Below are 239 nucleotides of genomic sequence, written 5' to 3' on the forward strand. Positions count from 1 at the left end.
AGGCATTCATATGTCACGTCTTTATCTGTTACTAGATACGCTAACTCAACAAGAAATTACTCCCCTTGTCCTTAAGGATACCCTTAACGCTTTTTTGAAATCGCATCATTCTCAAAGCAGTGAGGCGAGTATTGAGATTTCTGGTCATATTCTTCTATCCCGAAAGTCATTAAATTCCAATCTTTTTGGCTGGAAAGCCTATCCGTCAAAACTTACAGCCAAGATGCACCGTGTCTTAT

General features: G+C 39.3%; 1 protein-coding gene. It reads left to right on the forward strand.

What is annotated here, in order from left to right:
• Nucleotides 1-239: GTP cyclohydrolase, FolE2/MptA family (locus KVT28_RS26625; RefSeq protein WP_217551308.1), on the forward strand; the 239-nt coding region annotated here is incomplete at both ends.

The sequence above is a fragment of the Pantoea sp. GbtcB22 genome (assembly GCF_019091025.1).
Classification (GTDB): domain Bacteria; phylum Pseudomonadota; class Gammaproteobacteria; order Enterobacterales; family Enterobacteriaceae; genus Pantoea; species Pantoea leporis.